This window comes from Pseudomonas sp. BNK-15, from assembly GCF_047456105.1.
Taxonomy (GTDB): domain Bacteria; phylum Pseudomonadota; class Gammaproteobacteria; order Pseudomonadales; family Pseudomonadaceae; genus Aquipseudomonas; species Aquipseudomonas putida_E.
Genome location: NZ_CP179898.1, coordinates 5438027 through 5464533 on the forward strand (window position 1 = coordinate 5438027; position 26507 = coordinate 5464533).

At 62.4% G+C, this 26507-nt stretch carries 31 protein-coding genes; 17 read left to right on the top strand and 14 right to left on the bottom strand.

The window, feature by feature from the left end; translation table 11 throughout:
- Positions 1–82: 82 nt before the first annotated feature.
- Entirely contained in the window at positions 83–1012 is a 930-nt protein-coding gene (locus ACMGF5_RS24855; RefSeq protein ID WP_115275514.1) for a LysR family transcriptional regulator, read from the top strand.
- On the opposite strand, the gene ACMGF5_RS24860 is transcribed toward ACMGF5_RS24855, so the two are convergent.
- Positions 1009–1956, bottom strand: coding sequence for a MerR family transcriptional regulator (locus tag ACMGF5_RS24860; protein ID WP_125924015.1), 948 nt, complete (start codon positions 1954–1956; stop codon positions 1009–1011). The two genes, ACMGF5_RS24855 and ACMGF5_RS24860, sit on opposite strands and share 4 nt — an antisense overlap.
- 96 nt (positions 1957–2052) lie before the next feature.
- Between ACMGF5_RS24860 and ACMGF5_RS24865 the strand changes: the two genes are divergently transcribed.
- From ACMGF5_RS24865 to ACMGF5_RS24895, 7 genes are all read left to right on the top strand, one after another.
- Positions 2053–2499, top strand: a complete 447-nt coding sequence (locus ACMGF5_RS24865) for a PAS domain S-box protein (protein WP_046785752.1) — start codon at positions 2053–2055, stop codon at positions 2497–2499.
- Between the two features lie 100 nt (positions 2500–2599).
- Positions 2600–3022: a nuclear transport factor 2 family protein gene (locus ACMGF5_RS24870; RefSeq protein ID WP_115274410.1), complete on the top strand. Its 423-nt coding sequence runs from the start codon at positions 2600–2602 to the stop codon at positions 3020–3022.
- Positions 3019–3771: an SDR family NAD(P)-dependent oxidoreductase gene (locus tag ACMGF5_RS24875; RefSeq protein WP_046785750.1), complete on the top strand. Its 753-nt coding sequence runs from the start codon at positions 3019–3021 to the stop codon at positions 3769–3771. The genes ACMGF5_RS24870 and ACMGF5_RS24875 overlap by 4 nt, the downstream gene beginning before the upstream one ends.
- Positions 3772–3778: 7 nt before the next feature.
- The gene (locus tag ACMGF5_RS24880; protein WP_115274409.1) at positions 3779–5026 is read left to right on the top strand and encodes an NAD(P)/FAD-dependent oxidoreductase; all 1248 of its coding nucleotides are present in this window, start codon (positions 3779–3781) and stop codon (positions 5024–5026) included.
- The gene (locus ACMGF5_RS24885; RefSeq protein WP_115274408.1) at positions 5023–5835 is read left to right on the top strand and encodes a DUF1365 domain-containing protein; all 813 of its coding nucleotides are present in this window, start codon (positions 5023–5025) and stop codon (positions 5833–5835) included. The genes ACMGF5_RS24880 and ACMGF5_RS24885 overlap by 4 nt, the downstream gene beginning before the upstream one ends.
- A complete protein-coding gene (locus tag ACMGF5_RS24890) occupies positions 5810–7069 on the top strand; it encodes an SAM-dependent methyltransferase (RefSeq protein ID WP_046785747.1) in 1260 nt (419 codons plus the stop codon). Before ACMGF5_RS24885 ends, ACMGF5_RS24890 begins: the two co-directional genes overlap by 26 nt.
- Before the next feature lie 2 nt (positions 7070–7071).
- Positions 7072–7560, top strand: coding sequence for a DUF2878 domain-containing protein (locus tag ACMGF5_RS24895; protein ID WP_237858792.1), 489 nt, complete (start codon positions 7072–7074; stop codon positions 7558–7560).
- A 1-nt stretch (position 7561) separates the two neighbouring features.
- Here ACMGF5_RS24895 and ACMGF5_RS24900 read toward each other — a convergent pair whose 3' ends face one another.
- On the bottom strand, positions 7562–8098 hold the full coding sequence (locus ACMGF5_RS24900) for a DUF3833 domain-containing protein (protein ID WP_414157387.1): 537 nt from the start codon (positions 8096–8098) through the stop codon (positions 7562–7564).
- 2 nt (positions 8099–8100) lie between these two features.
- Complete coding sequence (locus ACMGF5_RS24905; protein ID WP_414157388.1) at positions 8101–8655, bottom strand: chalcone isomerase family protein; 555 nt, start codon at positions 8653–8655, stop codon at positions 8101–8103.
- Between the two features lie 263 nt (positions 8656–8918).
- Here ACMGF5_RS24905 and ACMGF5_RS24910 point away from each other — a divergent pair, with 263 nt between their 5' ends.
- Positions 8919–10217 carry an MFS transporter gene (locus ACMGF5_RS24910; RefSeq protein ID WP_046785743.1) on the top strand — a complete coding sequence of 433 codons (1299 nt, stop codon included), beginning with the start codon at positions 8919–8921 and terminating at the stop codon, positions 10215–10217.
- A 68-nt stretch (positions 10218–10285) separates the two neighbouring features.
- On the opposite strand, the gene ACMGF5_RS24915 is transcribed toward ACMGF5_RS24910, so the two are convergent.
- Entirely contained in the window at positions 10286–11038 is a 753-nt protein-coding gene (locus ACMGF5_RS24915) for a TerC family protein (RefSeq protein ID WP_012315026.1), read from the bottom strand.
- A gap of 25 nt (positions 11039–11063) precedes the next feature.
- Complete coding sequence (locus tag ACMGF5_RS24920; RefSeq protein ID WP_012315027.1) at positions 11064–11303, bottom strand: hypothetical protein; 240 nt, start codon at positions 11301–11303, stop codon at positions 11064–11066.
- 134 nt (positions 11304–11437) lie between these two features.
- Between ACMGF5_RS24920 and nhaR the strand changes: the two genes are divergently transcribed.
- The 3 genes from nhaR to ACMGF5_RS24935 all read left to right on the top strand — a co-directional run bounded on the left by nhaR (position 11438) and on the right by ACMGF5_RS24935 (position 14495).
- Complete coding sequence (gene nhaR / locus ACMGF5_RS24925; protein WP_012315028.1) at positions 11438–12331, top strand: transcriptional activator NhaR; 894 nt, start codon at positions 11438–11440, stop codon at positions 12329–12331.
- Between the two features lie 78 nt (positions 12332–12409).
- Positions 12410–13621: a serine/threonine transporter SstT gene (gene sstT / locus ACMGF5_RS24930; RefSeq protein WP_281869316.1), complete on the top strand. Its 1212-nt coding sequence runs from the start codon at positions 12410–12412 to the stop codon at positions 13619–13621.
- Between the two features lie 226 nt (positions 13622–13847).
- Entirely contained in the window at positions 13848–14495 is a 648-nt protein-coding gene (locus ACMGF5_RS24935; RefSeq protein WP_115274404.1) for a YceH family protein, read from the top strand.
- Between the two features lie 5 nt (positions 14496–14500).
- Here ACMGF5_RS24935 and ACMGF5_RS24940 read toward each other — a convergent pair whose 3' ends face one another.
- The 9 genes from ACMGF5_RS24940 to ACMGF5_RS24980 form a co-directional block, all read right to left on the bottom strand.
- Complete coding sequence (locus tag ACMGF5_RS24940; RefSeq protein WP_046785739.1) at positions 14501–14689, bottom strand: hypothetical protein; 189 nt, start codon at positions 14687–14689, stop codon at positions 14501–14503.
- Between the two features lie 55 nt (positions 14690–14744).
- Positions 14745–16307, bottom strand: a complete 1563-nt coding sequence (ahpF, locus tag ACMGF5_RS24945; protein WP_119687341.1) for an alkyl hydroperoxide reductase subunit F — start codon at positions 16305–16307, stop codon at positions 14745–14747.
- Positions 16308–16431: 124 nt separating this feature from the next.
- Positions 16432–16995: an alkyl hydroperoxide reductase subunit C gene (gene ahpC, locus ACMGF5_RS24950; protein ID WP_012315033.1), complete on the bottom strand. Its 564-nt coding sequence runs from the start codon at positions 16993–16995 to the stop codon at positions 16432–16434.
- A gap of 270 nt (positions 16996–17265) precedes the next feature.
- Positions 17266–18621, bottom strand: a complete 1356-nt coding sequence (gene gorA / locus ACMGF5_RS24955) for a glutathione-disulfide reductase (RefSeq protein WP_115274402.1) — start codon at positions 18619–18621, stop codon at positions 17266–17268.
- 98 nt (positions 18622–18719) lie between these two features.
- A complete protein-coding gene (gene galU / locus ACMGF5_RS24960) occupies positions 18720–19559 on the bottom strand; it encodes a UTP--glucose-1-phosphate uridylyltransferase GalU (RefSeq protein ID WP_012315035.1) in 840 nt (279 codons plus the stop codon).
- A 48-nt stretch (positions 19560–19607) separates the two neighbouring features.
- Entirely contained in the window at positions 19608–20969 is a 1362-nt protein-coding gene (locus ACMGF5_RS24965) for a UDP-glucose dehydrogenase family protein (protein WP_404602108.1), read from the bottom strand.
- A gap of 100 nt (positions 20970–21069) precedes the next feature.
- Positions 21070–21984: a c-type cytochrome gene (locus tag ACMGF5_RS24970; RefSeq protein ID WP_119689064.1), complete on the bottom strand. Its 915-nt coding sequence runs from the start codon at positions 21982–21984 to the stop codon at positions 21070–21072.
- 14 nt (positions 21985–21998) lie between these two features.
- A complete protein-coding gene (locus ACMGF5_RS24975) occupies positions 21999–22649 on the bottom strand; it encodes a c-type cytochrome (RefSeq protein ID WP_046785736.1) in 651 nt (216 codons plus the stop codon).
- A 144-nt stretch (positions 22650–22793) separates the two neighbouring features.
- Entirely contained in the window at positions 22794–23153 is a 360-nt protein-coding gene (locus ACMGF5_RS24980) for a hypothetical protein (RefSeq protein WP_039602624.1), read from the bottom strand.
- A 160-nt stretch (positions 23154–23313) separates the two neighbouring features.
- Here ACMGF5_RS24980 and ACMGF5_RS24985 point away from each other — a divergent pair, with 160 nt between their 5' ends.
- From ACMGF5_RS24985 to modB, 5 genes are all read left to right on the top strand, one after another.
- A complete protein-coding gene (locus tag ACMGF5_RS24985; RefSeq protein ID WP_046785735.1) occupies positions 23314–23616 on the top strand; it encodes a DUF1883 domain-containing protein in 303 nt (100 codons plus the stop codon).
- A 7-nt stretch (positions 23617–23623) separates the two neighbouring features.
- Positions 23624–23794: a hypothetical protein gene (locus ACMGF5_RS24990; protein ID WP_012315041.1), complete on the top strand. Its 171-nt coding sequence runs from the start codon at positions 23624–23626 to the stop codon at positions 23792–23794.
- 18 nt (positions 23795–23812) lie between these two features.
- Positions 23813–24889, top strand: a complete 1077-nt coding sequence (locus ACMGF5_RS24995) for an NAD(P)H-dependent flavin oxidoreductase (protein ID WP_414157389.1) — start codon at positions 23813–23815, stop codon at positions 24887–24889.
- Positions 24890–25067: 178 nt separating this feature from the next.
- Complete coding sequence (gene modA, locus ACMGF5_RS25000) at positions 25068–25826, top strand: molybdate ABC transporter substrate-binding protein (RefSeq protein ID WP_414157390.1); 759 nt, start codon at positions 25068–25070, stop codon at positions 25824–25826.
- Entirely contained in the window at positions 25826–26506 is a 681-nt protein-coding gene (gene modB / locus ACMGF5_RS25005; RefSeq protein ID WP_241805339.1) for a molybdate ABC transporter permease subunit, read from the top strand. The genes modA and modB overlap by 1 nt, the downstream gene beginning before the upstream one ends.
- The last annotated feature ends 1 nt before the right edge of the window (position 26507 follow it).

Genomic DNA, 26507 nt, shown 5'->3' on the forward strand with positions numbered 1-26507 from the left:
GAGGTTATACTGGAATAAAATTATCATCTTGGGTATTTAAGCAAGGATACTTAAGAAATTTATTCAACAGTTGGAGGCGCCATTGCTCAGTGAACAACGCTTGAAGGGCATTGCGGTTTTCATTTGCGTGGCAGAGGCCGGAAGCTTCACTGCTGCGGCCGAACGCATGAGCCTGACCACCTCCGCAGTCAGCAAAAGCGTGGCGCGGCTGGAGCAGCGCCTGAACATGAAGCTCTTCGCACGCACCACACGGCGCCTGGCACTGACCGATACGGGGGCCAATTACTACCAGACCTGCAAGCAGATCCTGGCCAGCCTGGAAGAGGCCGAAATGCAAATGCACAGTGCCCAGACCGAGCCCTGCGGCCGGGTGCGCATTGACCTGCCGGCGTCATACGGCAAACTGCGGGTACTACCGCTGCTCATCGAGTTCATTGCCGAGCATGAACTGCTGATGCCACACATCACGCTCACGGACCGCTTCGTCGATCCCATCGAGCATGACATCGACATCCTGGTGCGCATTGGCGGGCCGCAGACCTGGCCCCAGGGTGTAGAACGGCGGCTGATTGGCATCCAGCAGCACATCTTTTGCGCAGCACCGGGTTATCTGCAACGACGGGGAGTGCCTGAAACGGAGCGGGACCTTCATGAGCACGGGTGCGTGCTTTACGGCAGGACCGACGGCGGTGTGTATCCGCTGCACTTCCCGGGCGCTCATGCCAGTGACAGCGAGCAGCGGGTGGTCTCGGGCCGTATTGCAATCGGCAACGCAGAAGGCCAGCTTGCCATGGTGCTGGCCGGGCTGGGGGTGGCCCAATTGCCCTCCTGGCTGGTGCAGGAACATCTTGACGCTGGCACGCTGGTCCAGATCCTGCCTGAGCTGAGCACCATCGGTCTGCCTATCAACGTTGCATGGCTGAAAAGTCGGCAGTCGCTTCCTAAAGTAGCCGCATTGGTCGATGTGATCTGCGCCAGGCTGAGCCAGCAAGCAGCAGCCAAAGCCGGCTAGAGGGGCTGCTCAGCGCTTTGCTCCCCTTCTGCAGGCTGGGTGGTCGAGAGCTCCAGCGCCCCCCTGAGCAAGGCATTGAGCATCGCGCCTGCCTCGCCTCCCCGCCCCTCCAACAGCCTCAGCGGAATTCCCTTCAGTGCAGTGGCCGACTCGGCCAGGCCATCACCCAGCAGCGCCAATGGGCAGGCGATATCCATCTGCAAGGCGCGCAGACGATCTGCCAGGCCACTGCTCACTGGGGGCTGCACCAGAACCACCAGCGCGGCAGGCGCAATGGCTGCACACAGCAGTGGCAACTCCTCAAGTGGTTGTTCGCTGCTCAGCACGTCGATACGCTGCTGCTCACCGCTCAGCAGCAAGCCGTGGCACAGCAGTTCAAGCTCAGCACTGCCCCCGGTACCGGCCAACAGCACGCGCGGGGCGTTGGCCTGGTTCAACTGCAGGCGCAACAGCAACCGGGCGCGCAGAAAGGCATCGAGAAACAGCCACTGGCTACGCTGGCCGTAAGAGCTGCCCGACTGTAATGTGCGCCACACAGGCATCAGTACGTCGAGCAACACCGTGGTTTTGGGGAACAGGGTGAACAGCTGCCCGTGAATACCCTCGAGCGCCTGGCCATCGAATGTCTGGGTTGCACGTAGCACGGCAGCACGCCACGCGGCAAAGCCATCAGCAGCCGGTTCAACCGTTTGCTCGTATGCGTCTCGGCGTCTGGCCAGCATTTCGCTGACTTTGCCGATCGGCAGGCCACTGGCGGTCCAGCGCAGTATGTCGCGGATGTGCTGGACATCCTGTGCGGTGTACAGGCGATGGCCGCCCTCGGTGCGCTGCGGGCGGATCAGGCCATGACGACGCTCCCAGGCACGCAAGGTCACCGGGTTGACCCCGGTCAGGCTGACAACGTCACGCATTGGCAACAGGTCGGTGAAGGTCGCTTCGTTCATTGCGGCGGGTCATCAGGACGGTTACACATACTAAACCTATAGCTGCATGCAGGCTAAGCTGCGCATAAGCATACGCAACCACTTCGAGGAGGCCCCATGATCGACGCAAAACTCCTGCAATTGATGGTCGAGGCGTCCAACGACGGCATCGTCATTGCCGAGCAGGAAGGAAACGACAGCATCCTCATCTACGTCAACCCCGCCTTCGAGCGCCTGACCGGCTACGCGGCCGATGACATCCTCTATCAGGATTGCCGCTTCCTGCAGGGCCAGGACCATGACCAGGAAGCGCTGGATGCCATTCGCCAGGCCATCCTGGACGGGCGCCCGTGCTGCCAGGTGCTGCGCAATTACCGCAAGGACGGCAGCCTGTTCTGGAATGAACTGTCGATTTCGCCGATACGAAACGAGGCCGATCAGTTGACGTATTACATTGGCATACAGCGTGATGTCACGGCCCAGGTGTTCGCCGAGGAGAGAGTACGAGAGCTGGAAGCGGAGGTCGCCCAATTGCGGCGACAACTGGATGACAGGGACAGCTGACACCCCCGCGCAAAACTGTACAAAATTATGACCCTGTATAGCTTTATGCAGCGGGATCGACTATACCTGTACAAGAAACCATTTTTGTACAGGGCCGCGCATGTCCAGCTACCTGCAAACCTTCGCCGAACGCTTTGCCAGCCTCGATGCGGACAACCTCGACCGCCTGGGTGACTTGTACAGCGAGGATGTCACCTTCCGCGACCCACTGCACAAGATCGACGGGCTGAGCGACCTGCGTGCCTACTTCGCTGAGCTCTACGCCAACACCCAGGAGGTGCGTTACACCTTCGAGGGTACCGACGAGGTCCAACCGGGCCACGGTTACATTCGCTGGACCCTGCATTTTCGCCACCCACGCCTGGCCAACGGGCGCCTGATCAGCCTGCAGGGTTGCAGCCACCTTCGCTGGCACGAACGCGTGCACTTTCATCAAGACTACTTCGACGCCGGTGCACTGCTTTACGAGCATGTGCCAGTAGTAGGCAGCGCTGTGCGTTGGCTCAAGGGGCGGCTGGCATGAGCCGCTGCTGGCTGACCGGTGCCAGCAGCGGCATCGGCGCCGCGCTGGCGCAACAGCTGCTGGAACAGGGCCATCAGGTTGCGCTGGGTGGCCGGCAGGCCGAAAACCTGGCGCCGCTGACCGCGCAGTTTCCACAGCAGACGTTGCTGGCCATCGGCGATATCAGTGACCCTCGGCAGGTCGCTGATGTTGCCGCGCACATCGAACGCAGCTGGGGCGCGCTCGACCTGGTGATTCTCAATGCAGGCACCTGTGAATACCTGGAGCCGGGCCATTTCGACCCAGAGCTGGTCGAGCGCGTGGTGCGCACCAACCTGATCGGCGTCAGTCACTGCCTGCACGCTGCCCTGCCCTTGCTGCGCCGTGGCCAACGCCCGCACCTGGTGGTGATCGGCAGCTCGGTGTCCTGGCTGGCGCTGCCCCGTGCCGGGGCCTACGGTGCCTCCAAAGCGGCCGTGCGCTACCTGATCGAGTCGCTGCGCATCGATCTGGTCAACGAGGGCATCGATGTCACGCTAATCAGCCCTGGCTTTGTCGATACGCCATTGACCCGCCGCAATGACTTCCCCATGCCCCAGATCTGGAGTGCAGAACGCGCCGCCAGGCACATTGCCGTGCGTTTGCCCAAGCGCCCGCTAGAAATCAACTTCCCCGGCGTATTCACTCTGGTACTGCGCCTGCTGGGCGCAATGCCGGTGCGCTGGCGACTGAAGCTAGGCCAGCGCCTGGCACGCAAGCAACAGGACTGAAACAGACATGCGCATCGCAATCATCGGCAGCGGTATTGCCGGCCTCACCTGTGCCTATCTGCTCTCTCGGCGGCATGAAGTCACTGTGTTCGAGGCCGCCGACTGGGTCGGTGGCCACACCCATACCGTCGATGTCCAATGGGGTGGCCGGCAGTACGCAGTGGATACCGGTTTTATCGTATTCAACGACTGGACCTACCCGCACTTCATCCGCCTGCTCGACCAGCTCAAGGTTGCCTCCAGGCCCACCGAAATGAGCTTTTCGGTGCATGACCCGCGTAACGGTTTCGAATACAACGGCCATGACCTCAACACGCTGTTCGCCCAGCGTAGCAACCTGTTATCGCCAGGCTTCTGGGGCATGCTGCGCGATATCCTGCGCTTCAACCGCAAGGTCCTTGCCGACCTGGACAGCCAGCGTATCGACGAAGCCACCACCCTGGGTGGCTACCTGCAGACGCAGGGCTATGGCCAGCGCTTCATCGACCACTACATCGTGCCGATGGGCTCGGCTATCTGGTCGATGTCACGCGCCGACATGCTCGGTTTTCCGCTGCAGTTCTTCGTGCGCTTTTGCCGTAACCACGGCCTTCTCTCGGTGAGCAACCGCCCGCAATGGCGGGTGATCGAGGGTGGTTCACGCAGTTACCTGGCGCCGTTGTGCAAGCCATTCGCCGAGCGCATCCGCCTCAACTGCCCGGTTGACCGTGTCAGCCGTGACGAAGGCGGCGTGACCGTGTTCAGCGCGGCCGGCAGCGAGCGCTTCGATAATGTGGTGTTCGCCTGCCACAGCGACCAGGCTTTGGCCTTGCTGGAGGCGCCCAGTGCCGATGAGCGCGCAATACTCGGCGCCATCACCTACGCCAGCAACGACGTGGTGCTGCACACCGACACCCGCCTGCTGCCAACCCGGCGCAAAGCCTGGGCCAGTTGGAACTACCGCCTCGGCGGCCCGCAGCAGGCACCGGCCGCGCTGACCTACGCGATGAACATCCTGCAAGGTATCGAAGCGCCGGTGACCTTCTGCGTGAGCCTGAACCAGACCGCACTGGTGGACCCGACGCAGATCCTCGCCCGCTTCAACTATGCGCACCCGCAGTACAGCCTCGTCGCCCTCGCAGCCCAGGCCAGACAAGCTGAATTGCAGGGCCGACAGCACAGCTACTTCTGCGGCGCCTACTGGGCCAACGGCTTCCACGAAGACGGCGTGGTCAGCGCCTTGAAAGTGGCTGAGTTTTTTGGGGAAGGCTTGTGATCAGCAGCCTGTGCCACGGCTGGGTCAGCCATAGGCGCCTGACCCCGCGCCAGCATGCCTTCCGCTATCGGATCGGCATGTTCTACCTGGACCTGGACGAGCAACCCCGCCTGCTCAGCCTCAGCCGCTGGCTGGGGCGGTCGCGACTGGCGCCGCTGAGCTGGCGCGAAAGCGATTACCTGCCGGCGCTGACCCGCAATGGCATGCCATTGGCCCAGGCCGCTCGGCAATTGGTCGGCCAGGCCACCGGGCAAACGCCTGAAGGCGCCGTGCACCTGCTAACCCAGCCGCGCTGCTGGGGCCTTTCGTTCAACCCGGTGAGTGTCTACTTCTGCCACGACCCCGCCGGCCAGTTGCAGGCGATCCTGCTGGAGGTGCGCAACACGCCATGGCGCCAGCGCTTTCACTACGTGTTGCCGGTGCAAGACGGCCTGTCTACCGGGTTTTGCGTGGCCAAGGCGTTCCATGTGTCGCCGTTCATGCCCCTGGACATGGAGTACCGCCTGCGTTTTCTGCTCGATGCGCGACGCGTACACGTGCACATGGAGAACTGGCGCGAGGGGCAAAAGGTGTTCGATGCCGACCTCGCGCTGCAACGCGGGCCGCTGGATCGCGCCGCTCTGCACCGCCATATCCTGAGTTTCCCCTGGATGAGCCTGCGCACCGTAGCAGCCATCTACTGGCAGGCCTTGCAGCTGCTGCTCAAGCGCACGCCCATCCACGACCATAGCGCCAGCCTGGGTAACCTGAGCCTGGGCCAAGCCGCCTCCAAGGAGTTAGATGATGACCGAGCCCACCCTGAGCGTTAGCAAGTCCACCGGCCTGACACCGCTGCTTGGCAACCTGGCCAGGACGGCCGTGCTGGCCCAGTTGCGCCGCTTGGCCCGCGGCAGTTTACGGGTGATCTGCAACGATCGTCAGTGGACCTTCGGTGAAGCCGGCAGTGCTCTGCACGCCCAGGTCGAAATCGTTGACGAGGCCGCCTGGAGCCTGGTCGCCAGTAACGGCTCGATCGGCGCCGGGGAAGGCTATATCCATGGCTACTGGCGCACCCCCGACCTGGCCGCAGTCACCCGTGTGTTCGTCGCCAACCTTGAGGTGCTCGATGCCATGGAGGGCGGGCTGGCACGCTTGGCACGCCCGGCCCTGCACCTGCTGCACCGGCTCAACCGCAATAGCCGACGCGGTTCACGGCGCAACATCCTGGCCCATTACGACCTGGGCAACGCCTTGTTCGAACGCCTGCTCGACCCAACCATGATGTACTCGGCGGCGCAGTTCGAGAGCGCCGAGCAAACCCTGGAGCAGGCGCAACTGAACAAGCTTGAACGCATCTGCCAGAAGCTCGAGCTCAAACCCCACGAACACCTGCTGGAAATCGGCACCGGCTGGGGCAGCCTGGCCATCCATGCTGCCACCCGGTATGGCTGCCGCGTCACCACCACGACGCTGTCCGAGGCGCAGTACGCCCACACCCTGCAACGGGTGCAAGCGCTGGGCCTTACGCAACGCATCACGGTGCTGCGCGAGGACTACCGCGACCTGAGCGGGCGCTTCGACAAGCTGGTTTCGATCGAGATGATCGAGGCCGTCGGCCACCGTTACCTGCCCACTTACTTCCGCCAGTGTGCCGCACTGCTCAAGGAGGATGGCCTGATGCTGCTGCAGGCCATCACCATTCGCGATCAACGTTACGCCCAGGCGCGGCGCTCGGTGGATTTCATCCAGCGCTACATATTCCCAGGCGGTGCGCTGCCATCACTGAGCGTGCTGCTGGACACCGCCAGCCGCAAGACCGGGTTGAACCTGGTGCATATGGAGGACTTTGGCCAGGACTATGCCCGCACCTTGCGCCATTGGCGCGATAACCTGCGCCAGGCGCGCACGGCACTCAAGGAACTGGGTTACGACGAAACCTTCCAGCGCCTGTGGGAGTTCTACCTGTGTTACTGCCAGGGCGGCTTCGAGGAACGTGCCATTGGCGTGGCGCAACTGCTGTGGGCCGCGCCGCAAGCCCGTCGGGCGCCTTTGCCAGGTGCCTGAACATGTCACGTACCTGGCTTATCGCCAATGCAGTGTGGTTGCAGGCTGGCTGGTGGGTATGTGTACTCGGCGCCCACACGCCCTGGCTGCTTGCCCTGGTGCCGATAGGCTTGGCGCTGCACCTGGGTTATTGCCATGAGCGGCGCGCAGAGCTGCGTGCGCTGCTGGCGATAGGGCTTGCAGGTTGTCTGCTGGACAGCCTGCTGGGGGCACTGGGGGTATTTGCTTTTGCCCAATGGCCGCTGCCCGGCTGGCTGGCCATGATGTGGCTGGTGCTGGCAAGCGGGTTGCGCCACAGCCTGGCCTGGGCTACCCGCCCGCTGTGGCTAGGAGGGCTGCTTGGACTGTTCGGTGGGCCGTTGGCCTACCTGGCGGGGGCGCGGCTGGCCGGGGTGGAACTACCAATGGGTCCCCTGCCTACCGCCCTGCTGCTGGCACCGATCTGGGCGGTGGCATTTCCGTTGATGCTACGGCTCGCGAGAGCGGCCTGAGTCACGGCGAGGCCTTTGACAGGCGGCGGAAAAACAGGGTGATCTGCCCGACCTCCACACCCAGTTTGCGCATGCTCGAACGGTTGATCAGGGTGTCCTCATCCATCAGGTACATCCAGTCATCGATGTCCATTTCCCAATGCCGGCCGTCGACCGGCAGGTCCAGGCGGTAGCGCCAGTGCAGGGCGTTGCCCGCCACCTCGCCGCGGGCTTCGCCGATCACATCGCCCGCACGACCACGCCAGCGCCCGGGGCCGTCCGGGGTCAGGGTCCAGATGCGCCGCTGGCGCGTACCGTCGCTGTACACGAAGTGCTCGTCAAGAATCAGCCGGTCACCTTCGCGGCGGCTGTCGATGCGCACATCGAAGCGTTTGACCACTTCCCCCGAGCGATTCTGGAACATGCCCCAGGCCTGCACCGGCACGGAGAAGAACGTGACCAGGTCCAGCGCCGGCTTTTCACCGGCGTAATGGTCGACCTCGACATTGCCGCAACTGCCCAGCAGCAGGCAGCCGACCAATAGCAACACTCTTCGCATGTTCAATCTCCTTGATCATTACCGGCCAGGCCGAGCAGGCGCTGGCGCAATTCGGGGTCCCGGGCCCGCGGGTCCAGCCAGATGGCAAAAAATGCCCTGGCAAATGCCGGGTCGGCAATTTCGCGACGCAGTTGACCATCGACATAGAACCGGGAGCCCTGCCCCGGCAGGTACACCCCGGTGATGCGCATGCCCGGGCGCACATCGACGAACGCCTCGTTCATCGCTTGCTCCCAACGCTCAAGCGTGGCCTCGGGCAAAGGGCGGTCGCTCAGACGACGCATTTCATCCAGACTGGCCTGCACCAGCGCCTCGCGTGACAACCTCCGGTGGTAGAGAAGGTCCAGGGCAAAAGGCTCACTCCAGCCCTGCGGCGAGCCTGCGCTCCACAAACGGGCGGTGTAGACACGCAGGCCAAACCAGGTGAACTCACCGCTGCCGACGCTGCGCGCCTCGGGCACCGCTGGCCGCCAGTCCGCCACGGCGGGTGGCATGACGGCAAGCGCAACGGCAAGCACGAACAGGTTGAGGGCTGTGATAGTGCTTCGCATGGCCATACTCTGGAGACCGGAACACTCAAATATTGTACAAGTATATTTTCATGTACAACTTTATGTAGAGATATCGAGTCTTTCACGCAAAATAATGACGGACGGCAATCGTTCGGTTATCGAACGGTAGCGCGTTTTCTGGCATTGACGGTCCTTGCTTCACTGCTCACCATGCCACGGCCTTGCGGGTCCTCACTGCCTTGAGCCAAACCCGCGGGCCAGAAGCATCCAGCAGCTCATTACAATTTCAAGAAACAGGTACATCGGCCATGCCTCCTATCCCCCATGCTTCCATGGGCAGCAAGATTCGCGACGCCTTTGCTGTCGGCAAGACGCGCTGGGGCATGCTCGCCCTGGTGTTCTTCGCCACCACACTGAACTACATCGACCGCGCCGCCCTCGGCATCATGCAGCCCATGCTGGCCAAGGACATGAGCTGGACGGCAATGGACTACGCCAACATCAACTTCTGGTTCCAGGTGGGTTACGCCATCGGCTTCCTGTTGCAGGGCCGGTTGATCGACAAAATCGGCGTAAAACGTGCATTTTTCATGGCGGTCCTGCTCTGGAGCCTGGCCACCGGTGCCCATGGCCTGGCCACATCGGCCGCAGGTTTCATGGTCTGCCGCTTCATCCTCGGCCTGACCGAAGCCGCCAATTATCCGGCTTGTGTGAAGACCACACGGCTGTGGTTCCCCGCGGGTGAAAGGGCCATTGCCACCGGGCTGTTCAACGCCGGTACCAACGTTGGCGCGATGATCACCCCGGCGCTGCTGCCAGTGATCCTGGCGGCCTGGGGCTGGCAGGCCGCCTTTATCGCCATGGGTTGCCTGGGCCTGGTCTGGGTGGTGTTCTGGGGCTTGAAATACTTCAACCCTGAAGAGCACCCGACTGTGCGCCAGAGCGAACTGGAGTACATCCAGCGCGAAGCCGAGCCTGAGGCGGTACGTGTGCCCTTCAGCCGCATCCTGCGCATGCGCGGCACCTGGGCCTTCGCCGTGGCATTCGCGATCACCGCACCGGTGTTCTGGTTCTACCTGTACTGGCTGCCACCTTTTCTCAACCAGCAGTACAACCTGGGCATCAGCGTGACCCAGATGGGCATCCCGCTGATCCTGATCTGGCTCACGGCCGACTTCGGCAGCATTGGCGGCGGCATCCTTTCGTCCTGGCTGATAGGCCGTGGCGTACGCGCCATACGGGCACGCCTGATATCGATGCTGATCTTCGCCTGCACCATGATCAGCGTGACCTTCGCCGCCAACGCCAGTGGCCTGTGGGTAGCGGTGCTTGCCATTGCCGTGGCGGTCGGCGCGCACCAGGCCTGGACGGCGAACATATGGAGCCTGCTGATGGATTACACGCCCAAGCACCTGATAAGCACGGTGTTCGGCTTTGGCAGCATGTGTGCGGCCATTGGCGGCATGTTCATGACGCAGATCGTCGGCACCGTACTGACGGTTACCAATAACAACTACGCAGTGCTGTTCACCATGATCCCGGCGATGTATTTCATTGCACTGGTGTGGTTGTACTTCATGGCGCCGCGCAAGGTCGAAGCGCAGTAAGCGTCAGTTGCCCCCTTCCTGGAAGGGGGCCCGCCGGCGAATGGGGCGCAAAGCGCCCCCGCCATGAATCAGCCTTCGGTCGCTTCGCGCTTCATCCGTGCCCGGCGGGCCAGGATGTTGAGCACTTCGATCGCCGTAGAGAAGGCCATCGCTGCATACACATAACCTTTTGGCACATGGGCACCGAAACCTTCGGCGATCAGGGTCATGCCGATCATGATCAGGAAGCCCAGGGCCAACATGACCACGGTCGGGTTGTCGTTGATGAAGTTCGCCAACGGGTCAGCGGCCACCATCATGACGATCACGGCAGTGATCACGGCAATGATCATGATCGGCAGGTGCTCGGTCATGCCCACAGCGGTGATGATGCTGTCAACCGAGAACACGATGTCCAGCAGCAGGATCTGGAAGATCGCGGCCGCGAAGCCCAGGGTAACCGTGGAGGACACCTTGGCTTCTTCCTTGGCGCCGTGCGGGTCGACGTTTTCGTGGATTTCCTTGGTCGCTTTCCACAGCAGGAACAGGCCACCGGCAATCAGGATCACGTCCTTCCAGGAGAAGGCATTACCGAACACTTCGAATACCGGGTCGGTCAGCTGAACGATCCACGCCACCGTGCTGAGCAGCGCCAAACGCATGATCAAGGCCATGCTGATACCGATACGGCGTGCCTTGGAACGGTATTCGACCGGTAATTTGTTGGTCAGGATCGAGATGAAGATCAGGTTATCGATGCCCAGTACGACTTCCATGGCCACCAGTGTGGCAAGGGCTACCCAGGCGGTGGGGCTTGCGGCGAGTTCCAGCAAATATTCCATTTTTCAGTCCTGCAACGTTTCTGGGTCAGATGTCCTGGGTTTTGTCTTGCTGGTCGGCGTCCTTGGGCTTCTGCCCTTCGGTGCCGATAGCGTCGCTCAGCGCCTGCTGCGCCGCTTCGTTGGTGTCATCGATGGCCTGCTTGGCCGATTTGGCGGCCTGGTCGAGCATCTGCTGGGCAGATTTCTCGGCCTGGTCGCAGCCTGCCAGGCTCATCAGTGCCAAGGCTAGCACCAAGGGTGTGCCAATGGATTTGAATTGCAGCATGGGGTCCTCGCTTGTCGATATCCCGACGGCGCGCAATGCGCCTGATGGCGTCGAATTCTAAAGATGCCGATACATCAGGAAAATTCGTATTTTCAGCGGTTATACTTCGGTTTTTACGAATCGGGAACGCGGTGATGCTCAACTATCGACAGCTTCACTATTTCTGGGCCGTGGCCAAGACCGGCAGCATCGCCCGCGCCAGTGAGCAACTGAACCTGACCCCGCAGACCATCAGCGGTCAGATCAGCCTGTTCGAGCAGACCTACGGCCTGGAGCTGTTCCAACGGGTCGGGCGGCAGCTGGAGCTGACCGAAACCGGTCGCCAGACCTTGGTCTACGCCGAGCAGATGTTCCAGATCGGCGGTGAACTGGAGGCCATGCTGCGCGCCGGCCCGCAGGAACAGATCCTGTTTCGCGTGGGGGTTGCCGACGTGGTGCCCAAATCGATCGTCTATCGCCTGCTCGCGCCCACCATGGAGCTGGACGATGTGCTGCGCATCAACTGCCGTGAGGACAAACTCGAACGCCTGCTGGCAGACCTGGCGATCCAGCGCCTGGACCTGGTGATATCCGACAGCCCGATGCCCAACCACCTGGATATCAAGGGTTACAGCCAGAAGCTCGGGGAATGCGGCTTGAGCTTCTTTGCTACAAAAGCCTTGGCCCAACGCCACGCTGGCGTCTTTCCTGGCTGCCTGCACGATGCACCATTGCTGATCCCGGGCCAGGAAACGGTAGTGCGCAGCCGGCTGCTGCGCTGGCTTGGCGAGCAGCAGGTGCAACCGCGGATAATCGGCGAATTCGACGACAGCGCCTTGATGCAGGCATTCGGCCAGTCGGGCAGCGGTATCTTCGTGGCTCCCAGTGTGATTGCCGAGGAAGTGTGCCGCCAGTACGGGGTGGAGCTGATCGGGCAGACCGAGGCGGTGCACGAGTCGTTCTATGCCATTTCGGTTGAACGCAAGGTCAAGCACCCCGGGATCGTGGCCATTACCGAGGGGGCGCGTCGGGAGCTGTTCCATTGGTGAGCGCAAACAGGCCGGGACGACCCTACCAAGGTCTATGGTAAAGTCACGCCCTTTCAAGATACCGAGATAGCGCAGCACATGTCCCCCCTCCTTCGCGTCCTCAACCGCACCAGCCTGGTGACCCAGATCGTCATCGGCCTGATCGCCGGTATTGTCCTGGCCTTGCTTGCGCCAGCCATCGCCCTCGACCTGGGCTTTCTCGGCAAGGTGTTCGTCAGCGCCCTGAAAGCAGTCGCGCCGGTGCTGGTGTTCATTCTGGTCATGGCCTCGATCGCCAACCATCGCCATGGCCAGGAAACCCACATCCGCCCGATTCTCTGGCTGTACCTGCTGGGCACCTTCTCGGCTGCGGTGGTGGCCGTTGTCGCCAGCATGCTGTTCCCTTCGCAACTTGCCCTAAGCGCCAGCGATGTGACCCTGAGCGCGCCTGGCGGCATTGGTGAAGTGCTGCAAAACCTGGTGCTGAGCGCCGTCGACAACCCGATCAACGCCCTGCTCAACGCCAATTTCATTGGTGTGCTGACCTGGGCCATTGGTTTGGGCGTGGCGCTGCGCCATGCCGGTGAAACCACCCGAACCGTGGTCGAGGACCTGTCCAATGGCGTAACCCTGATCGTGCGGTTAGTCATCCGCTTCGCCCCGCTGGGCATTTTCGGCCTGGTCAGTTCGACACTCGCCCAGTCTGGCCTCGATGCCCTGCTTGGCTACCTGCACCTGCTGGGGGTGCTGATCGGCTGCATGCTGTTCGTGGCGCTGGTGATGAACCCGCTGATCGTGTTCTGCAAGATCCGCCGCAACCCATACCCATTGACGCTGCTGTGCCTGCGCGAAAGTGGTATCACGGCCTTCTTCACCCGCAGCTCGGCGGCCAACATTCCGGTCAACCTGGCACTGTCCGAGCGCCTGGGCCTGCATGAGGACACCTACTCGGTGTCGATCCCGCTGGGTGCGACCATCAATATGGCGGGCGCGGCCATCACAATCACCGTGCTGACCCTGGCAGCCGTGCACACGCTGGGCATCCCGGTAGACCTGCCTACTGCGGTGCTGCTGAGCATGGTGGCGGCGGTCTGCGCCTGTGGTGCGTCGGGCGTGGCTGGCGGTTCGCTGCTGCTGATCCCGCTGGCATGCAGCCTGTTCGGCATTCCAAGCGAGATTGCCATGCAGGTGGTTGCTGTGGGCTTCATCATTGGCGTGCTGCAGGATTCGGCAGAGACTGCGCTGAATTCTTCGACCGATGTGCTGTTCACGGCGGCGGCCTGCCAGGCGCAAGAGCGCCGTAGTGTTTGAGATAGCCAGGGCCGCGTAGCGGCCCATTCGCCGGCAAGCCGGCGCCCACAGACTGGCCATGAACTCAAGGCATGTGCAGTGCCCGTGAATGCGGTTGTGTTGCTTGATTTCAAACCTTGACGCCATCCATATCGTGGGCGCCGGCTTGCCGGCGATGGGGCAGTGATTGCTTAAGCCAGGCGCTTTACCTACGCTAGTGGCCTTTTCCTCGCAATGAGACTTGGCCATGTCAGAAAATCAAACCGCAGACGAAGGCCGCTTCAGCAGTACCGAGATCCGCATTCTCGGCGCGCTGATCGAAAAACAGGCCACCAGCCCTGAAAGTTACCCACTGACCCTCAATGCCCTGGTGCTGGCCTGCAACCAGAAGACCAGCCGTGAGCCGGTGATGAACCTGTCCCAGGGCCAGGTCGGCCAGGCGCTGCGTGCCCTGGAAAGCCAGGGCATGACCCGGCTGCAGATGGGCAGCCGCGCAGACCGTTGGGAACAGCGGGTGGACAAGGCACTGGAGCTGGTACCGGCCCAGCTGATACTGATGGGCCTGATGTTCCTGCGTGGGCCGCAAACCCTCAACGAGCTGTTGACCCGCAGCAACCGCTTGCACGACTTCGATGACACCGAACAGATCCAGCACCAGCTGGAGCGCCTGATCTCGCGTGGTTTGGCACTGCATCTGCCACGCCAGGCCGGGCAGCGCGAAGACCGCTACACCCATGCACTGGGGGATCCGGCAGAAATCGAGGCGATTCTTGCCGCTCGCCAGCAGGAAGGTGGGGCGCGCAACAGTGGCGGCAATGTGTCGGAAGAAAGGATCGAAGCCCTGGAGGCCCGGATTGCCGCGCTGGAGGCGCGCCTGGCCGAGCTTGAAGGCTAAGCCACTCAGTGTTCCGGTTCAGGGAAGTTGCGGCAGCTTTTGCGCTCGGCCATTTCCCGCTCACTGGGGCGCTGGTCGACGAACACGGTACGGCCGTCTGCGTAGATTTCCAGGTAACCCCAGTGCAGGTCCTGCTCCTGCTGCCCGGGCTGGGGTGGCACTAGCCACCAGGGTTCGCGGCTGATCAGGGTCATGGCTTGAATTCCCGAGGGTGTCGGCAGTAAGCATAGACACCCCCGGGTTTCAGGTTTACGCCGGCGCCGAGGTGCGGATCAGGTGATCGAAGGCCGCCAGCGATGCCTTGGCACCCTCGCCCACCGCAATGACGATCTGCTTGTACGGCACGGTGGTCACATCACCGGCTGCGAACACGCCCGGGATGCTGGTCGCACCTTTGGCATCGACGATGATCTCGCCACGCGGCGACAGCTCGATCGTCCCCTTGAGCCAGTCGGTGTTGGGCAACAGGCCGATCTGCACGAAGATACCTTCCAGCGCCAGCTCATGCTGCTCGTCGGTGGTGCGGTCCTTGTAGCGCAAGCCGGTCACCTTCTCACCATTGCCCACCACCTCGGTGGTCAGCGCGCTGGTGATCACCTTGACGTTCGGCAGGCTGTGCAGCTTGCGCTGCAGCACGGCATCGGCACGCAGCTGGCTGTCGAACTCGATCAACGTCACCTGCGCGACGATGCCGGCCAGGTCAATGGCTGCTTCCACGCCGGAGTTGCCGCCACCGATCACCGCCACACGCTTGCCCTTGAACAGCGGGCCATCGCAGTGCGGGCAGTAAGCCACGCCACGGGCACGGTACTCCTGCTCACCCGGCACGTTCATTTCGCGCCAGCGGGCGCCGGTGGCGAGGATCACGGTCTTGGCTTTGAGCGAGGCGCCGCCGGCCAGGCGTACTTCGTGCAGGCCGCCGTCGGTGGCCGGAATCAGTGCTTCGCCGCGCTGCAGGTTCATGATGTCGACGTCGTACTGCTTGACGTGCTCTTCCAGTGCAGTAGCCAGTTTCGGCCCTTCGGTTTCCTGCACCGAGATGAAGTTCTCGATGGCCATGGTATCGAGCACCTGGCCGCCGAAACGCTCGGCAGCGACACCGGTACGGATGCCTTTGCGTGCTGCGTAGATGGCAGCCGCGGCACCGGCGGGGCCGCCGCCGACCACCAGCACGTCAAAGGCGTCCTTGGCATTGATCTTCTCGGCCTGGCGGGCGCCGGCGTTGGTGTCGATCTTGCCGAGGATTTCCTCAAGGCCCATGCGCCCCTGGCCGAACACTTCGCCGTTCAGGTAGATGCTGGGCACGGCCATGATCTTGCGCGACTCGACTTCGTCCTGGAACAGCGCACCGTCGATGGCCACGTGGCGTACGTTAGGGTTGAGCACCGCCATCAGGTTCAGCGCCTGGACCACGTCCGGGCAGTTCTGGCACGACAGCGAGAAGTAGGTCTCGAAGGTGAACTCGCCTTCCAAGGCCTGGATCTGCTCGATCACTTCGGCACTGGCCTTGGAGGGGTGGCCGCCGACTTGCAGCAGCGCCAGCACCAGGGAGGTGAATTCGTGGCCCATGGGGATGCCGGCAAAACGCAGGCTGATGTCAGCGCCCGGGCGGTTGAGCGAGAACGAAGGCCGACGGGCGTCGGTACCGTCCGCGCTCAAGGTAATGAGGTTCGACAGGCTGGCAATTTCTACCAGCAGGTCGTGCAATTCGCGGGACTTCGCGCCGTCGTCGAGGGAAGCAACGATCTCGATCGGCTGGGTGACCCGCTCCAGGTAGGTTTTCAGTTGCGATTTAAGCGTGGCGTCCAACATACGGGCGATTCCTTTTTCAATCTTCGGATACAAAAACGCCCAGGCAATAGCGCCCGGGCGTTTGGCGGGGCAGTGAGTACTTCAGCTTTGGCGGCTGCTCACCGCCCACGACTGGCGCACGGTCTTAGATTTTGCCGACCAGGTCCAGGGATGGCGCGAGGGTAGCTTCGCCTTCTTTCCACTTGGCTGGGCAGACTTCGCCTGGGTGAGCGGCGATGTACTGGGCAGCCTTGACCTTGCGCAGCAGCTCGCTGGCGTCGCGGCCTACACCACCGTCGTTGATTTCGACGATCTTGATCTGGCCTTCCGGGTTGATCACGAAAGTACCGCGGTCGGCCATACCGGCTTCTTCGATCAGCACGTCGAAGTTGCGCGAGATGACGTGGGTCGGGTCACCGATCAGCGGGTACTTGATCTTGCTGATGGTGTCGGAAGTGTCGTGCCAGGCTTTGTGGGTGAAGTGGGTGTCGGTGGACACACCGTAGATTTCCACGCCCAGCTTCTGGAACTCGGCGTAGTTGTCAGCAAGGTCACCCAGCTCGGTCGGGCAGACGAAAGTGAAGTCGGCCGGGTAGAAGAACACGACAGACCACTTGCCCTTCAGGTCGGCTTCGCTTACCTGAACGAATTCGCCGTTGTGGAAGGCGGTGGCGTTGAACGGTTTGACCTGGCTGTTGATGATAGGCATGAGAGACGCTCCTTCATGGGGTTGAAATCAGTTGACGGAGAGAATCCTAACCGCTGGTCGCCACTAAGGCTCATTGGCAAACCTCATGCTTGCGATTGGTTTTGGCTATAAGCGAGGTTTATTAATAGAAGGGATTGGGCTGAGCAAAGGATTGCGCAAGCATTTGAGGGGCCTATCACTGGCACGCCAGGACACACAGGTACGGCGCCGAGCTTGAGAGCTGGGCCGTACCTGTGAGAGCCGGCTTGCCGGCGATAGGGTCCGTGAGGTTTAGCGCGTAACGGTCCGCATGGTGACGAACTCTTCCGCCGCCGTCGGGTGCACGCCAATGGTCTCGTCGAACTGCTGCTTGGTAGCGCCAGCCTTCAGGGCAACACCCAACCCCTGAATGATCTCGCCGGCATCAGGGCCGACCATGTGGCAGCCCAGCACCTTGTCGGTCTCGGCGTCCACCACCAGCTTCATCAGGGTCTTTTCCTGGATGTCGGTGAGGGTCAGTTTCATGGCGCGGAAGCGGCTCTCGAAGACCTGCACCTTGTGCCCGGCTTCCAGCGCCTGCTCTTCAGTCAGGCCCACGGTACCGATCGGTGGCTGGCTGAACACCGCGGTGGGGATGTTCTGGTAATCCACCGGGCGGTACTGCTCGGGTTTGAACAGGCGCCGCGCCACGGCCATGCCTTCGGCCAGGGCGACCGGGGTGAGCTGCACGCGGCCAATCACATCGCCAATGGCCAGGATCGACGGGGCGGTGGTCTGGTACTGCTCGTCGACGCGAATATAACCGCGGGCATCCAGCTCCACACCGGTGTTTTCCAGGCCCAGATTGTCGAGCATCGGGCGTCGGCCGGTGGCGTAGAACACACAATCGGTGAGCAGCTCGCGGCCATCCTTGAGCGTGGCCTTCAGGCTGCCGTCCTCAAGCTGCTCGATGCGCTGGATATCGGCATTGAACTGCAAGTCCATGCCGCGTTTTTCCAGTTCTTCCTTCAGGTGGGTACGCACCGAGCCGTCGAAGCCGCGCAGGAACATCTCGCCGCGGTACAGTAACGTGGTGGCGGCGCCCAGGCCCTGGAAAATGCCGGCGAACTCGACCGCGATGTAGCCGCCCCCCACCACCAGCACCCGGCGTGGCAGTTCTTTGAGGTAGAACGCCTCGTTGGAGGTGATGGCCAGTTCCTTGCCCGGGATGTCCGGCACCTGAGGCCAGCCACCGGTGGCGATGAGGATGTGCCCGGCGCTGTAGCGCTGGCCTTGCACTTCCACTTCGTTGGCGCCGGTGATGCGTGCATGGCCTTCCAGCAAGGTCACGCCGCTGTTGACCAGCAGGTTGCGATAGATGCCGTTGAGGCGCTCGATTTCGCGGTTCTTGTTGGCGATCAGGGTACCCCAGTCGAAGTGGCCCTCTTCCAGGGACCAGCCGTAGCCGGCAGCCTGCTCCAGCTCATCGGCGACGTGGGCGCCATACACCAGCAACTTCTTGGGCACGCAACCGACGTTGACGCAGGTACCACCCAGGTAGCGGCTCTCGGCCACCGCCACTTTTGCACCAAAGCCCGCTGCGAAGCGTGCCGCTCGCACACCACCGGACCCGGCACCAATCACGAACAGATCAAAATCGTAGGCCATGTATTCAGTCTCCTTGGCTGGCGCTCAGCATACCGCCGTTGGCCGCCACAAACAAAAAAGCCACCCCGAAGGGTGGCTCGTCGACCTGTAGGGGCTTATCAGTAAGCCTTGCCGGTCTTGTAGTAGTTCTCGAAGCAGAAGTTGGTGGCGTCGATGTAGCCTTCGGCGCCGCCGCAGTCGAAACGCTGGCCCTTGAACTTGTAGGCAATCACGCAGCCGTTCTGTGCCTGCTGCATCAGTGCGTCGGTGATCTGGATCTCGCCGCCTTTGCCCGGTGGGGTGTTGCGGATGATATCGAAGATATCCGGGGTCAGGATGTAGCGGCCGATGATCGCCAGGTTCGATGGCGCGTCTTCCGGCGCAGGCTTTTCGACCATGTTGGTCACACGGAAGATGTCGTCGCGGATCATGTCGCCGGCAATCACGCCGTACTTGTTGGTTTCCTGCGGGTCGACTTCCTGGATGGCGATGATCGAGCAGCGGAACTGGTTGTACAGCTTGACCATCTGGGTCAGTACGCCGTCACCTTCCGGGTTTACGCACAGATCGTCCGCCAGCACCACGGCAAAGGGTTCGTCACCGATCAGCGGCTGGCCGGTCAGGATGGCGTGGCCCAGGCCTTTCATTTCGGTCTGGCGGGTGTAGGAGAACGAGCACTCGTTGAGCAGGCGGCGGATGCCGACCAGGTATTTTTCCTTGTCGGTGCCCTTGATCTGGTTTTCCAGCTCGTAGCTGATGTCGAAGTGGTCTTCCAGGGCGCGCTTGCCGCGGCCGGTGACGATGGAAATCTCGTTCAGGCCAGCGTCCAGGGCCTCTTCAACGCCATACTGGATCAGTGGCTTGTTGACCACTGGCAGCATTTCCTTGGGCATGGCTTTGGTAGCAGGCAGGAAGCGAGTGCCGTAACCGGCTGCCGGGAACAAGCATTTCTTGATCATAAACGTCCTTAAACAAAGGCAGAGCCTGTGGAATTCGGCGCAGTCTAATCAGGCGGCTGTCACCTTACAATGCCCCGCCTGCGGCCGACCGATGCCATGATAGAGATAACCCAGTGTAGATAGTTCCAAGGGATCGTAAATATTACGGCCATCAAATATCACCGGCATGCGCATCAACCCGCGCACACGGCTGAAATCCGGCTGGCGGAACTGCTTCCATTCAGTCACCAGGGCCAGTGCATCGGCACCCTCCACGCAGGCGTAGGGGTCATCGGTCAGTTTCAGTTGGCCACTGGCCAGCGCCTGCGCATAGCGCTCGGCAACCCCGGCCAGCGCCACCGGATCGCAGGCCTGCACGCGCGTCCCTGCGGCCAGCAAGGCATCGAGCAGCACCAGGCTGGGGGCCTCGCGCAGGTCATCGGTGCCCGGTTTGAAAGCCAGCCCCCACACCGCCACGGTACGCCCGCGCATGAACCCACCGAAATGCTGCTGCAACGCAGTGAACAACAGGGTCTTCTGCTGATCGTTGCGGGCTTGTACTGCCCGCAGGATGGCAGGCTGATAACCTTGCTGCTCGGCGGTGCGGACCAGCGCGCGAATATCCTTCGGGAAGCATGACCCCCCATAACCACAGCCGGCGTAGATGAAATGGCTGCCGATGCGTCGGTCGCTACCGATGCCGTGGCGCACTTGTTCGATGTCCACGCCCAGGTGTGCGCACAGCCCGGCCAGTTCATTGATGAACGATATTTTGGTTGCCAGGAAGGCATTGGCTGCGTACTTGCTGAACTCGGCCGCACGCGGGGACATCACCAGGATACGTTCGCGATTGCGCACAAAGGGCGCGTAGAGGCGTTGCAAGCACTGTCGTGCTGCCTCGTTGTCCGTGCCGATGATGATGCGGTCCGGGCGCATGAAATCGTCGATGGCGCTGCCTTCCTTGAGAAACTCCGGGTTGCTCGCCACCTCGACGGTAAAACCGGCGCTGCGGTCGCGCAGGCCCTGCATCACGTGCCGGGCCACGCGCTCTGCGGTGCCCACCGGCACGGTCGACTTGTTGACCACCAGGCAACTGCGCGGCAAATGGCGGCCAAGGCTGTCGGCCACGGCCAGCACGTGCTGCAGGTCGGCCGAGCCATCTTCCTGGCTGGGCGTGCCGACAGCGATGAACACCACCTGCGCCTTGGCCAGCGACGGCTGCCACTGGTCGCTGAAGCTCAGCAGCCCTTGGCCGATCCCAGATTGCAACAGTGCCTGCAGCCCCGGTTCATGGATCGGACACTGGCCCTGACGCAGTTGTGCCAGGCGCTGCGGGTCGCGTTCCAGGCACACCACCCGGTTGCCCATCCCGGCGAAACAGGCTGCCGTCACCAACCCTACATACCCTGCCCCGATCACACAGAGGTCCATGGCCGCGCTCCTTGAGTGAGATAGCGGACATTGCTACCCCGCAGGGGTTGCAAAGCGGTGACGGCCGGATGACAGAACCGTGAGGCCAACGGTGAGCGCGTCAGCTACCTGTTCCCTGCCCGATCAGCACCCCCTCGACCTTCTGCCCATACAGGTTGACCCCGTCGTTGGCATGGAACTTGAGCCGGGTCTTCTCGACAGAGCCCTCCACCAGCCGAGGGTCCTGCGGCCGTTCGTGGCGATTGACCCAGGCTGCCACATCCCACGCCTGCTGATCACTCAGGCTGCCTGGCCGGCCCAGCGGCATGTTGTGCTTGATGAAGGAGGCCGCGGTGTTGATCCGGTGCATGCCGGCACCCCAGTTGTAGGAATCCTTGCCCCACAAGGGCGGCATCACGTATTCGCCGGCCACTTTCTGCCCTTCACCATTGTCCCCGTGACAGATGGCGCACTGCTCGCGGTAGACCTGCTGGCCGCGCTTGAAGTCGTAGCCACCCTGGGGTTGTGGTACTTCAGGGTAGCCACGCCCGGCGATCTCCACACCGGTAGGCGCTTTGGTGGACAGCCAGTAGGCATAGGCCGACAGCGCAGTCATCTGCGGGCTGTCGGCGGCCGGGGGCTTGCCGTTCATGCTGAACTGGAAGCAGCCCTGGATACGTTCGGCGTAGGTGTTGACCTTGTCGTTCTTCTTGCGATAGGCCGGGTACATAGGGTACGCACCCCACATCGGCGCGGAGTTTGCCAGGCGGCCCTGGTCGAGGTGGCAGTTACTGCAGTTCATGCCATTACCCACCGCCTCGGGCATCAGTCGGCGGGTGTCGACGAACAGCGCATGGCCCTCGCGTACCATTTTGCCGAAGGCGTTGTCCGGCAGCTCACTCTCAGCGGGAGGCGCGAACTGCGCTGAGGCCTGGGCAGCAGGAACGTTCAACTGCGACTGGTCTTCCATGGCGATGGGCGCCGCAACGGCGTGCCCCATGGCCGACAGCAGCAACGCTGGCATCAATGCTTTCATGGCTTTCATGGCTTTCATGGCTTGACCTCCTGGCTGGCAGGGTTGGCAAAGAATTCTGCGATTGCCTGGACCTCTTGGTCGGTCATGGCCTTGGCCACACCGACCATCAGCTGATTGGGGTCGTTGCTGCGGCTGCCGTCGCGCCAGCCGTTGAGTTGCGCCACCAGGTAGCTGGCAGGCTGCCCTGCCAGGGGCGGAAAGTGCTCGCCGACACCACTGCCACCGGGGCCATGGCATTGCACACAACCGGGGATGTTGCGGCTCCAGTCGCCGTAAAGGGCCAGCCGGGTGGTGGGGTCGTCTGCGATTTGCTGGCGGCGCAACCCGGGGGCCGGCTCGCCAGGCAGGCTGGCCAGGTAGTCGCTGACGGCCGTGATCTCATCCTCGGTCAAGGCTTTGGCCAGCGGCTCCATCACCGCCTGTTTGCGGCTGCCGGCACGCCAGTCATGCAACTGCTTGCTCAGGTAGCCGGCCGGCAGGCCGGCCAGGCGGGGGAACCCAGCGGCGGCTATACCCTTGCCGTCCGGGCCATGGCAGCCCAGGCATGCCATGGCGGCAGGGTTGGCGCCACCCTGGGTGAAGATTTTCTGGCCATCGGCGGCGTGCGCCATGGGCCAGGCCAGGATCAGCAGGCTGCCGATCAGGACTCGACTCAACGGGGTCATCACGAATCTCCATTTCTTTTGTTATAAGCTTAGGCTTAAAACACATAAGCAAATGGATACTAGCCCCGCCAGGGAATTGCCAACAACGCCAACCCGACCAACAGATGGCAATTGGCCTGTTAAGCGCGTTTTACTTGAGCCAGATCAACCGCCAGAGATGCACTTGGTCGCCGCCGTACGCACATCACCCAGGCGCAGCGGGAAGTTGTTCAAGCGTTCATGCAGCTTGATGCTGCTGCCGCTGCCACGTTCCTCGATGTCCACCAGTGCCGCTGGCCCGGCGCCGGCAGTCAACTTTTGCGGCACGATCAACCGCAGGCCATCGTCGCGCTGCTCTTCGACCAAGGGATCACGGGTGTTCGCCAGCTCTGCCTTGACACAGTCGGCATACTCGCGGGGCGTCTTGCCAGAGATCACATCCATCGTTTCGTGCGACTGCTCCAGCTCGGAAACGCTGACACAACCACCCAGCGTCAGGGACAACGCCGCCACCATCCACTTCATTTGGCACACCTCACCTATCAGGAATGCATCAGACCACGGCCAGGCACTTTTGCTCCGTGCTTTGGCAGATTTATCTAGCCCCATGCCATCAGGCGCGCCAGCCAATCCCGACATCGTGGTATCGTTCGCGTTTGCAGAACCCGACTTTGCGGAGCACCCCATGAAATTCGTACACCAGCGCGAGCATCTCAACGAGGACGACATCGTTGTCGTCGAGTGCTCTCAACGCTGCAACATCCGCCTGATGAACGACGCCAACTTCCGCAGCTTCAAAAATGGCGGCCGACACACTTACCACGGTGGCCACTTCGAGCGGTTCCCGGCCAAGATCACGGTACCCAGCACCGGTTTCTGGAACATCACCATCGACACCGTCACCACCCGTCCCATCTCGGTAACGCGCAAGCCGACCTTGACCCACAAGATCAAGATCATCCGTCGTTCGTCGTCCAAACTCAGATAAGACCGCCATGACCCAGAACATCAAGTACGTCATCAAATACAAGCTCGACGGCGAACGCCGCTGGGATTTCGCCGTCATGCCCGATGCCTCGCACGAGCAGGCACTCGATGCCCTGCGCAAGATCCACGGCGACGACGCCGACAAGATCAGCGACATCCAGGTCAGCAAGGCACTGTAAAACCGCAGGGAGGACTGCATGAGCAACTGGCCCGACCATCGTATTCTCGATCTGCTGGGCATCGAGTTGCCCATCCTCCAGGCGCCCATGGCCGGCGCCAGCGGCTCGCCCCTGGCAATCGCCGTGGCCAAAGCCGGTGGCCTGGGCGCCCTGCCCTGCGCCATGCTCACGGGCGAGCAGGTGCGCGGCGAGATTGCAGCCTTTCGCAGCGCTTGCCCGGGCGCCCCGCTTAACCTGAATTTTTTCTGCCACCAGCCGCCCACCCCAGACATCGACCGCGAAACGCGCTGGAAGCTGGCACTCAAACCGTATTACACAGAAGTTGGCGCCGACTTCGAGGCTCCCACTCCGGCTTCCAACCGTGCACCGTTCGACGAGCACAGCTGCCGGCTGGTCGAACAATTGCGCCCTGAGGTGGTGAGTTTCCACTTCGGCCTGCCTGAGGCTGCATTGCTGCAGCGGGTAAAAGCAGCCGGGGCCAAGGTGCTGTCCAGTGCCACCACGGTGGAAGAAGCGCTGTGGCTGGAGGCCAAGGGTTGCGACGCGATCATTGCCATGGGCAGTGAAGCCGGTGGCCATCGCGGCATGTTCCTCAGCGAAGACATCAACAGCCAGATCGGCACCTTCGCCCTGGTGCCGCAGGTTGCCGATGCAGTGGGCGTGCCGGTGATCGCCGCTGGCGGCATCGCTGACCACCGTGGCCTGGTTGCAGCACTGGCCCTGGGCGCCAGCGCCGTGCAAATCGGCACGGCCTACCTGTTCTGCCCCCAAGCCAAGGTGTCTGCGGCCCATCGACGCGCGCTGGACAGTGCACCGGCCAGCGACACGGCCCTGACCAACCTGTTCACCGGGCGCCCGGCGCGCGGCATCAACAACCGCGTCATGCGCGAGCTGGGGCCGATGAGTGAACTGGCGCCACGCTTCCCCCTGGCAGGCGGCGCGCTGATGCCGTTGCGGGCAATCACCGACCCGCAAGGCAACAGCGACTTCAGCAACTTGTGGGCGGGGCAAGCGTTGCGGCTGGGCAAGGCAATGCCGGCTGAACAGTTGACCCGGGAGATTGCAGAGAGGGCGTTGGCGCTGGTTGGGCGTTAGGAATTTATCGGGGGTGCCGGCTTGCAGGGGCTGCGGGGCATGGCACCGGCTGTGCCGGTGATTACCGGCAAGCCGGCTCCTGCAAGGATTGCAAGCCAGACAGCACCTTCCGGCTTGGGGCCTATCGCTATATAGTTACCGCTATAACGATAACCTGCACTCCTAGGGAGCTGTTTTCATGCGTATCCGCCTGCCCCACCTCACCGCCACTGCCCTCGCCTGCCTGCTATCACTCAACAGCGCCTGGGCCGACGAGGTGCAGGTTGCGGTCGCGGCAAACTTCACCGCGCCGATCCAGGCCATCGCCAAGGACTTCGAGAAAGACACCGGCCACAAGCTGATCGCCGCCTATGGCGCCACGGGGCAGTTCTACGCACAGATCAAGAACGGCGCACCGTTCGAGGTGTTCCTCGCCGCCGATGACAGCACCCCGGCCAAGCTAGAGCTGGAAAAGGACATCGTCCCCGGCTCGCGCTTCACCTACGCCATCGGCACCCTTGCGCTGTGGTCGGCCAAGGAAGGCTATGTTGACGCCCAAGGTGAGGTACTGAAGAAAAACCAGTACAAGCACCTGTCCATCGCCAACCCGAAGACGGCACCCTACGGCCTGGCCGCCACTCAGGTGCTGGCCAAGCTTGGCCTGGCCGAAGCCACCCAGGGCAAGATCGTCGAAGGCCAGAACATCACCCAGGCCTTCCAGTTCGTCTCCACCGGCAATGCCGAGCTGGGCTTCGTCGCCCTGTCGCAGATCTACAAAGACGGCAAAGTCACCAGTGGTTCGGCCTGGGTCGTACCGCCCGAACTGCACGACCCTATCCGCCAGGACGCCGTCATTCTCAACAAGGGCAAAGACAACCCGGCGGCCAAGGCACTGGTTGAATACCTCAAAGGCCCCAAAGCCACCGCGCTGATCAAATCCTATGGTTATGAACGCTGATGCCACTGGACGCCAGTGACCTGGGTGCCATCTGGCTGACGGTGAAACTGGCCAGCCTGACCACCCTGATCTTGCTGCTCATCGGCACGCCTATTGCCTGGTGGCTGGCGCGCACGCGCTCTTGGCTGCGTGGTCCGGTGGGTGCGGTGGTGGCGCTACCACTGGTGCTGCCGCCGACGGTGATCGGTTTTTACCTGCTGATCGCCCTCGGCCCGCATGGCTGGATAGGCCAGGCCACCGAGGCGCTGGGCCTGGGAAGCGTGGTGTTCAGTTTCACTGGCCTGGTAATCGGTTCGACGGTGTACTCCCTGCCGTTCGTGGTGCAACCGCTGCAGAACGCCTTCGCAGCAATCGGCCAGCGCCCGCTGGAAGTTGCCGCCACCTTGCGCGCCAGCCCGTGGGACACCTTCGTGCATGTGGTACTGCCACTGGCGCGGCCTGGCTTCATCACCGCCAGCATCCTTGGCTTTGCCCACACCGTAGGCGAGTTTGGCGTGGTGCTGATGATTGGCGGCAACATCCCCGACAAGACCCGCGTGGTCTCGGTGCAGATCTTCGATCACGTCGAAGCCATGGAGTATACGCAAGCCCACTGGCTGGCAGGTGCCATGCTGGTGTTCTCGTTCCTGGTGCTGCTCCTGCTGTACGCGGGGCGCCGTGGCAAGCCTGGCTGGAGCTGAA

Excerpts from the sequence above, each read along its gene's own strand:
- ACMGF5_RS24860 (WP_125924015.1), bottom strand. The coding sequence starts at position 1,956 with ATGAACGAAGCGACCTTCACCGACCTGTTGCCAATGCGTGACGTTGTC.
- ACMGF5_RS24865 (WP_046785752.1), top strand. The coding sequence starts at position 2,053 with ATGATCGACGCAAAACTCCTGCAATTGATGGTCGAGGCGTCCAACGAC.
- ACMGF5_RS24870 (WP_115274410.1), top strand. The coding sequence starts at position 2,600 with ATGTCCAGCTACCTGCAAACCTTCGCCGAACGCTTTGCCAGCCTCGAT.
- ACMGF5_RS24875 (WP_046785750.1), top strand. The coding sequence starts at position 3,019 with ATGAGCCGCTGCTGGCTGACCGGTGCCAGCAGCGGCATCGGCGCCGCG.
- ACMGF5_RS24880 (WP_115274409.1), top strand. The coding sequence starts at position 3,779 with ATGCGCATCGCAATCATCGGCAGCGGTATTGCCGGCCTCACCTGTGCC.
- ACMGF5_RS24890 (WP_046785747.1), top strand. The coding sequence starts at position 5,810 with ATGACCGAGCCCACCCTGAGCGTTAGCAAGTCCACCGGCCTGACACCG.
- ACMGF5_RS24895 (WP_237858792.1), top strand. The coding sequence starts at position 7,072 with ATGTCACGTACCTGGCTTATCGCCAATGCAGTGTGGTTGCAGGCTGGC.
- ACMGF5_RS24900 (WP_414157387.1), bottom strand. The coding sequence starts at position 8,098 with ATGCGAAGAGTGTTGCTATTGGTCGGCTGCCTGCTGCTGGGCAGTTGC.
- ACMGF5_RS24905 (WP_414157388.1), bottom strand. The coding sequence starts at position 8,655 with ATGGCCATGCGAAGCACTATCACAGCCCTCAACCTGTTCGTGCTTGCC.
- ACMGF5_RS24910 (WP_046785743.1), top strand. The coding sequence starts at position 8,919 with ATGCCTCCTATCCCCCATGCTTCCATGGGCAGCAAGATTCGCGACGCC.
- ACMGF5_RS24915 (WP_012315026.1), bottom strand. The coding sequence starts at position 11,038 with ATGGAATATTTGCTGGAACTCGCCGCAAGCCCCACCGCCTGGGTAGCC.
- ACMGF5_RS24920 (WP_012315027.1), bottom strand. The coding sequence starts at position 11,303 with ATGCTGCAATTCAAATCCATTGGCACACCCTTGGTGCTAGCCTTGGCA.
- nhaR (WP_012315028.1), top strand. The coding sequence starts at position 11,438 with ATGCTCAACTATCGACAGCTTCACTATTTCTGGGCCGTGGCCAAGACC.
- sstT (WP_281869316.1), top strand. The coding sequence starts at position 12,410 with ATGTCCCCCCTCCTTCGCGTCCTCAACCGCACCAGCCTGGTGACCCAG.
- ACMGF5_RS24935 (WP_115274404.1), top strand. The coding sequence starts at position 13,848 with ATGTCAGAAAATCAAACCGCAGACGAAGGCCGCTTCAGCAGTACCGAG.
- ACMGF5_RS24940 (WP_046785739.1), bottom strand. The coding sequence starts at position 14,689 with ATGACCCTGATCAGCCGCGAACCCTGGTGGCTAGTGCCACCCCAGCCC.
- ahpF (WP_119687341.1), bottom strand. The coding sequence starts at position 16,307 with ATGTTGGACGCCACGCTTAAATCGCAACTGAAAACCTACCTGGAGCGG.
- ahpC (WP_012315033.1), bottom strand. The coding sequence starts at position 16,995 with ATGCCTATCATCAACAGCCAGGTCAAACCGTTCAACGCCACCGCCTTC.
- gorA (WP_115274402.1), bottom strand. The coding sequence starts at position 18,621 with ATGGCCTACGATTTTGATCTGTTCGTGATTGGTGCCGGGTCCGGTGGT.
- galU (WP_012315035.1), bottom strand. The coding sequence starts at position 19,559 with ATGATCAAGAAATGCTTGTTCCCGGCAGCCGGTTACGGCACTCGCTTC.
- ACMGF5_RS24965 (WP_404602108.1), bottom strand. The coding sequence starts at position 20,969 with ATGGACCTCTGTGTGATCGGGGCAGGGTATGTAGGGTTGGTGACGGCA.
- ACMGF5_RS24970 (WP_119689064.1), bottom strand. The coding sequence starts at position 21,984 with ATGAAAGCATTGATGCCAGCGTTGCTGCTGTCGGCCATGGGGCACGCC.
- ACMGF5_RS24975 (WP_046785736.1), bottom strand. The coding sequence starts at position 22,649 with ATGACCCCGTTGAGTCGAGTCCTGATCGGCAGCCTGCTGATCCTGGCC.
- ACMGF5_RS24980 (WP_039602624.1), bottom strand. The coding sequence starts at position 23,153 with ATGAAGTGGATGGTGGCGGCGTTGTCCCTGACGCTGGGTGGTTGTGTC.
- ACMGF5_RS24985 (WP_046785735.1), top strand. The coding sequence starts at position 23,314 with ATGAAATTCGTACACCAGCGCGAGCATCTCAACGAGGACGACATCGTT.
- ACMGF5_RS24990 (WP_012315041.1), top strand. The coding sequence starts at position 23,624 with ATGACCCAGAACATCAAGTACGTCATCAAATACAAGCTCGACGGCGAA.
- ACMGF5_RS24995 (WP_414157389.1), top strand. The coding sequence starts at position 23,813 with ATGAGCAACTGGCCCGACCATCGTATTCTCGATCTGCTGGGCATCGAG.
- modA (WP_414157390.1), top strand. The coding sequence starts at position 25,068 with ATGCGTATCCGCCTGCCCCACCTCACCGCCACTGCCCTCGCCTGCCTG.
- modB (WP_241805339.1), top strand. The coding sequence starts at position 25,826 with ATGCCACTGGACGCCAGTGACCTGGGTGCCATCTGGCTGACGGTGAAA.